The sequence below is a fragment of the Cupriavidus sp. 05L411 genome (genome assembly GCF_056398045.1).
Genome location: NZ_JBFTOQ010000003.1, coordinates 333887 through 339920, shown reverse-complemented (window position 1 = coordinate 339920; position 6034 = coordinate 333887). Strand labels below are relative to the sequence as shown.

4 protein-coding genes are annotated in these 6034 nt (G+C 65.5%); 1 reads left to right on the top strand and 3 read right to left on the bottom strand.

Going from position 1 to position 6034, the window contains the following annotated elements; genetic code table 11:
• Nucleotides 1–195: 195 nt before the first annotated feature.
• The 3 genes from AC1DQR_RS05515 to otsB are packed head-to-tail and all read right to left on the bottom strand — an operon-like array spanning nucleotide 196 to nucleotide 4258.
• Nucleotides 196–1587: an alpha,alpha-trehalose-phosphate synthase (UDP-forming) gene (locus AC1DQR_RS05515; protein ID WP_174425597.1), complete on the bottom strand. Its 1392-nt coding sequence runs from the start codon at nucleotides 1585–1587 to the stop codon at nucleotides 196–198.
• Nucleotides 1588–1621: 34 nt separating this feature from the next.
• Entirely contained in the window at nucleotides 1622–3460 is a 1839-nt protein-coding gene (locus AC1DQR_RS05510) for a glycoside hydrolase family 15 protein (RefSeq protein WP_416047559.1), read from the bottom strand.
• A 12-nt stretch (nucleotides 3461–3472) separates the two neighbouring features.
• Nucleotides 3473–4258: a trehalose-phosphatase gene (gene otsB / locus AC1DQR_RS05505; protein ID WP_416047558.1), complete on the bottom strand. Its 786-nt coding sequence runs from the start codon at nucleotides 4256–4258 to the stop codon at nucleotides 3473–3475.
• Nucleotides 4259–4501: 243 nt separating this feature from the next.
• Between otsB and ilvA the strand changes: the two genes are divergently transcribed.
• A complete protein-coding gene (gene ilvA, locus AC1DQR_RS05500; protein ID WP_416047557.1) occupies nucleotides 4502–6028 on the top strand; it encodes a threonine ammonia-lyase, biosynthetic in 1527 nt (508 codons plus the stop codon).
• Nucleotides 6029–6034: the final 6 nt, after the last annotated feature.

Sequence of the window (6034 nt, the reverse complement as noted above, 5' to 3'; positions counted from 1 at the left end):
TTTCTTTTCGTTAGTTTTCTTTGCCGGTCAAAGAAAAGTGACCGGCAGCCCCCGCAGGGGGATGTCGTATGGCCCTTGGGTGCAAAAACCAACGCCGATGAAACAAACAGCGACCAACCCCGCAGGCAGATGTCGTACGGCCCTTGGGTCCAAAAACCAACACCGCCAGCAAACACCCCAATACCCCCTACCCCCTTACCCCCCATCCGTCTCCGCCAAAGTCCTCAAATACTCCCTCCTCCACCAATGCACATCCTGCGCCCGAATCCGCTCCAGCARCTTCTGATGCCGGGACTGCCGCTCCGCCAGCGGCATATGCAAGGCCTGCTGAATCGCCTGCGCGGTAGCATTGATATCGTATGGATTCACCAGCAACGCCTCGCGCAACTGCTCGGCAGCACCAGCAAACCGCGATAGCACCAGGACCCCGGGATCGTCCGGATCCTGCGCGGCAACAAACTCCTTCGCGACCAGGTTCATCCCATCGCGCAACGGCGTCACCAGCGCCACGCGGCAAGCGCGGCAAAGGCCCGGCAAACGGCGCCGTGCCGTGGTGCGGTGGATATAGCGCACCGGCATCCAGTCCAGCTCGCCATACTCGCCATTGATCGCCCCCGACAACCCTTCCAGCTCGCGCCGCAGATCCGCGTAGGCATCTACCGTTTCGCGCGATGGCGCGGCAATCTGGATCAGCGTGGCGCTGCGGCGGTTCTCCGGATACTGCGCCATCAGCGTCCTGACCGCCTTGAGCCGCTGCGGCAGCCCCTTGGAGTAATCGAGCCGGTCGATGCCAAGCAGAAGACGGCGGCTCGAATACTGGCCGCGCATCATCTCGTACGTCTCGCGCGATTCCTCGCACTGGCCCAGCGCGGCGAATTCGTCGACGTCGATGCCGATCGGAAACGCCTGCGCGCGCACGGTGCGGTGGAAAGCCCGGAAGCGATACTCGCCCATGGGCTCGGCCTGCGCTTCGCTTTGCACGTAGCGCGAGAAATGCTCGAGATCGAGCTGGCTCTGGAAGCCAACCAGGTCATAGGCGAACAGCGCCCGCATCAGCCATTCGTGCTGTGGGATGGCGGCAAGGATCAGCGGCGGGGGCAGCGGGATATGCAGGAAAAAACCCATGCGCTGGCCGCAGCCCATGGCGCGCAGCTCCGACGCAAGCGGGATCAGGTGGTAGTCGTGGATCCAGATCACATCGTCCGGGCGCAGCAGCGGGGCAAGCTTGCGTGCAAAGAGCTGGTTGACGCGGCGGTAGATGTTGAGATAACCGGAGTCGAAATCCGCCAGGTCGATGCGATAGTGGAACACCGGCCACAGCACGCCATTGCTGTAGCCTTGGTAGTACGCGTCGTGGTCCTCGCGGCACAGGTCGACCGTAGCCAGCGTGACATTGCCGGCTTGCTGGATATGCAGCTCTCCCTCGCCCGGCGTGCCACCCTGCGCGGCCTCCACAATCTTGCCACTCCAGCCGAACCACATGCCGCCGGTAGCCTTGAGCGCTTCGCCCAGTGCCACGGCGAGGCCGCCCGCGGCAAGATTGCGCGGATCGGCCACGCGGTTGGATACCGCTACTAGTCTGCCCATACATTCCTTTGCGCTGGCCTTGCCGCGCGCGCCTTCAGATCACGGAATCCCACGGCGCGGACAGGCGCGTGGCGCCGTTGATCAGGCCCACCATCGAGTAGGTCTGCGGAAAATTGCCCCACATCTCGCCGGTCACGGGGTGCGTATCCTCGGACAGCAGGCCAAGCGGATTGCGCGCCGCCAGCATGGCCTCGAAGATCTCGCGCGCTTCCTCCCGGCGCCCCACGCGCGCGAGCGCATCGATACGCCAGAAGGTGCAGATGTTGAAGGCGGTCTCGGGCTTGCCGAAGTCGTCCGGGGCCTCGTAGCGGCGCATATAAGGCCCGTCGCAAAGTGACGCTTCCATGGCCTTGAGCGTGGACATGAAACGTTCATCCCTGGGCTCGATAAAGCCGACCTCGGCCATCAGCAACACGCTGGCATCGAGCTCGCGCCCGCCGAAGCTCTCGGCGAACGCCTGTCGTTCCTCGCTCCAGGACTCGCGCACGATGCGCACCTTCATGCCGTCGGCATGCTGGCGCCAGTAAGCCGCGCGATCGGGCAATTGCAGCGCATCGCCGATCTTGGCGAGGCGGTCGCAGGCGGCCCAGCTCATCAGCGCGGACGAGGTATGCACCCGCGCGCGCGTGCGCAGCTCCCACATGCCCGCATCGGGCGTGCCGAACACGCGTACCGCCTGCTCGCCCACGGTTTCCAGCACGTGGTACTCGGCCGCCCCGCCGCGGTGCAGCAGGCGATGGTCGTGGAAAGCCTGGGCCGCACCCAGCACCACGTTGCCGTAGACATCATGCTGGAAGTGCTCCTGTGCCTGGTTGCCCACGCGCACCGGACCCATGCCACGGTAGCCGGACAAATGATCGAGCATGCTCTCCGGCAATTCGAGCTCCAGCCCGATGCCATACAGCGGCTGGATATGGCCATTCTTGGATTGCATCACCACGTTGGACAACCAGCGCAGGTAGTCCTCCATGGTGCCGACCTCGGACAAGCTGTTGAGCGCGCGGATCACGAAGAAAGCATCGCGCAGCCAGCAGAAGCGGTAATCCCAGTTGCGCCCGCTGCCGGGCGCCTCGGGAATGCTGGTGGTCATGGCCGCGACGATGGCGCCCGTCTCTTCATACAGCGACAGCTTGAGCGTAATGGCGGCGCGGATCACCGCGTCCTGCCACTCGCGCGGCACCGCGAGGCGGCGGCTCCACATCTTCCAGTAAGCCGTGGTTTCCTGCTCGAAGTCGCGTGCGATTTCCTCCACGCCGCCTTGCAGGGTTTCGTCCGGCCCGAGGATGAAGTTGAGGTCGCGCGTGAGCAGGAAAGGCGTGTGCGACAGCACGTAGGTCAGCGGCGCGTCGGTGGTCATGCGCAGCGTGGTGCCGTCGCCGATATAGCGCACGTGGCTGCTGCCGCGCGTGATCTCGGGCTTGATGCGCCCCCAGTCGAAACGCGGCGCCAACGTCACGCGCACACGCGGCGCGCCCTGTATCGGGCGGATGCGGCGAATCAGCGAGGTGGGGCGGAAGTAACGTCCGATGCGGAAAAAACGCGGTGCAAAATCGGTGATCTCAAGACTGTTGCCATGCTGGTCGGTCAGCCGGGTCCGCAGCACGGCCGTATTGGGCTCGTACCACTGGTGCGCTTCCTGGAAGTCCTCGATTTCGATGGCAAAGTGGCCAGCGTTCTCGCCCGGATCGAGCAGGGCGTTGAAGACCGGGTCGCCGTCAAAGCGCGGCAGGCAGCACCACACAATGCGCCCGCGCCCGTCGACCAGCGCGGAGATCGCGCAGTTGCCGATCATGCCCAGCGATAGCGAAGGATCGGCGTAGCGGCCGGCACCTCCGGCACGCGCCGGATTATCCTCGGTGGATGGGTTGCTCACAGCGAATCCCCCTCAAGACGTCGTTGTGGATGTAGCTCCGGAAACCTGCGTGCCCTGCGCGGCGGCCATGACTTCGAGTGCCTTGGCGGAGCGATGCAGCCAGCAGCGCAGCGCGGCCGGGCCGGTCACGCTGGCGGTGGCGGCGCTGGGGCGCGCGCCAACCAGCAAGCCGATGCCGCCAAGGCGGCGCACCACGGCAAAGCCAGCCTCGTCGGTAATATCGTCGCCGGCAAACAGCGGCGTGCGCCGCGCAAATGGCGGGCTGCGCATAAAGGCATCGATGGCGCCGCCCTTGTCGATGCCTGCCGGCTTGAGCTCCACCACCATCTTGCCGTGCAGGACTTCGATGCCCGGCACGCCGCTGGCGAGTTCGGCCGCGAAGTGGCGCACCATGCCTTCGAGGTGGGGAACGGCGCGGTAATGCACCGCGACCGCAACCGACTTGCGCTCGAGCTGCAAGCCGGGATGCGCGCCAACCAGCGCTTCGAGCGGCGGGAGCAGCAGCGGCACGCCGGGGTCAGGCTGGCGCAGGCGGTGGCCGCCCGCGTCGCGCAGCTCCGCGCCATGCACGCCGGCGCACGGCAGTTGCAGCGGATGCAGGAAATGATCCAGCTCGGCAATCGGCCGGCCGGAAACCAGGGCTAGCGCGCCGCCCAGATGCAGATGCAGGGCGCGCAGCGTCCCCACCAGTTCCGGTTCGACCTGCACGAGGTCAGGACGCGGCGCAAGGTCGGCCAGCGTACCGTCGAAATCCAGGAACAGCGCGGTGTTCGGTTCGATAAGAGGTAGGGAAGGCATTGCGTTACACCGTATCACGAGTGTTCCGGCAGCGTCCACCGGGCTTCGTCCTACAAGCTGCACAAACGCCCCTTCGGCGCGCCACGGCGGTGCCTGCACCGCTGCAGTGCGCAACGCGCCTCGCGCACGAAGGTGAGCTTGCCTGCCCTTCGCGGCCGCTTGCACAGGGGTGCAGCCATCGCCGCCCCCCCGCCATCCATTATCATTACCGGTTTCCGCCAATCCCCGCCCCGGCTGTCCACGATGACCCGCAAACCCGATTACCTGAGAAAGATCCTGACCGCCAAGGTGTACGACGTGGCCCAGGAGACCGATCTCACCTATGCAAACCTGCTCTCCACGCGCACCGGCAACAAGGTGTGGTTCAAGCGCGAGGACACCCAGCCGGTGTTTTCGTTCAAGCTGCGCGGCGCGTACAACAAGATGGCCTCGCTGTCGCCGGAAGAGCTCAAGCGCGGCGTGATCGCCGCCTCGGCCGGCAATCACGCGCAGGGCGTGGCGCTGTCGGCCGCGCGCCTGAAGTGCAAGGCGCTGATCGCGATGCCGGTCACCACCCCGCAGGTGAAGATCGACGCGGTACGCGAGCGCGGCGGCGAGTGGGTGGAAATCGTGCTGCACGGCGACTCGTACAGCGACGCCTACAACCATGCCGCGGTGCTGGAGAAAAAGCACAAGCTGACCTTCATCCACCCCTTCGACGATCCCGAAGTCATCGCCGGCCAAGGCACCATCGCCATGGAGATCCTGCGCCAGCACCCGGGCCCGCTGCATGCGGTGTTCGTGGCGATCGGCGGTGGCGGGCTGATCTCCGGCATTGCGTCCTACATCAAGGCCGTGCGCCCGGAGATCAAGGTGATCGGCGTGCAGACCGTGGACTCCGACGCGATGAAGCGCTCGGTGGACGCGGGCAAGCGCGTGGAGCTCAAGGAAGTGGGCCTGTTCTCGGACGGCACCGCCGTGAAGCTGGTCGGCAAGGAAACCTTCCGCATCACGCGCGAGCTGGTCGACGAGATCATCCTGGTGGACACCGACGCCATCTGCGCCGGGCTCAAGGACGTGTTCCAGGATACCCGCAGCATCCTGGAGCCGGCCGGTGCCATGGCCGTGGCCGGCCTGAAGCTCTACGCCGAGCGCGAGAAGCTCAAGGGCCAGCACCTGGTGGCCATTGCCTGCGGCGCGAACATGAACTTCGACCGCCTGCGCTTCGTGGCGGAGCGCGCCGAGGTGGGCGAGGCGCGCGAGGCGGTCTTCGCGGTCAGCATCCCCGAGGAACGCGGCAGCTTCAAGCGCTTCTGCGAGCAGCTCGGCACGCGCAATGTGACCGAGTTCAACTACCGCATCGCCGACAAGAGCATGGCGCATATCTTCGTCGGCGTGCAGATTGCGAGCCGCGCGGAGAACGAGAAGATCGCCGCCGGATTCCGCCGCCACGGCTTCGATACGCTGGACCTGTCCAACGATGAACTGGCCAAGCAGCACATCCGCTACATGGTGGGCGGGCACTCGCCGCTGGCGCATGACGAACTGCTGTACCGATTCGAGTTTCCCGAGCGGCCGGGCGCGCTGATGCGCTTCCTGTCGAGCATGAGCCCGAACTGGAATATCAGCCTGTTCCACTACCGCAACCAGGGCGGCGACACCTCCAACATCCTGGTTGGCATCCAGGTGCCCAAGAACGAGAAGCGCGCCTTCCGCGCCTTCCTCGCCACGCTGGGCTATGTACACTGGGAAGAGACCGAAAATCCCGTGTACAAGCTGTTCCTGTCCTGATCATCC

Coding starts and splice junctions, on each gene's coding strand:
- otsB (WP_416047558.1), bottom strand. CDS start 4,258: ATGCCTTCCCTACCTCTTATCGAACCGAACACCGCGCTGTTCCTGGAT.
- ilvA (WP_416047557.1), top strand. CDS start 4,502: ATGACCCGCAAACCCGATTACCTGAGAAAGATCCTGACCGCCAAGGTG.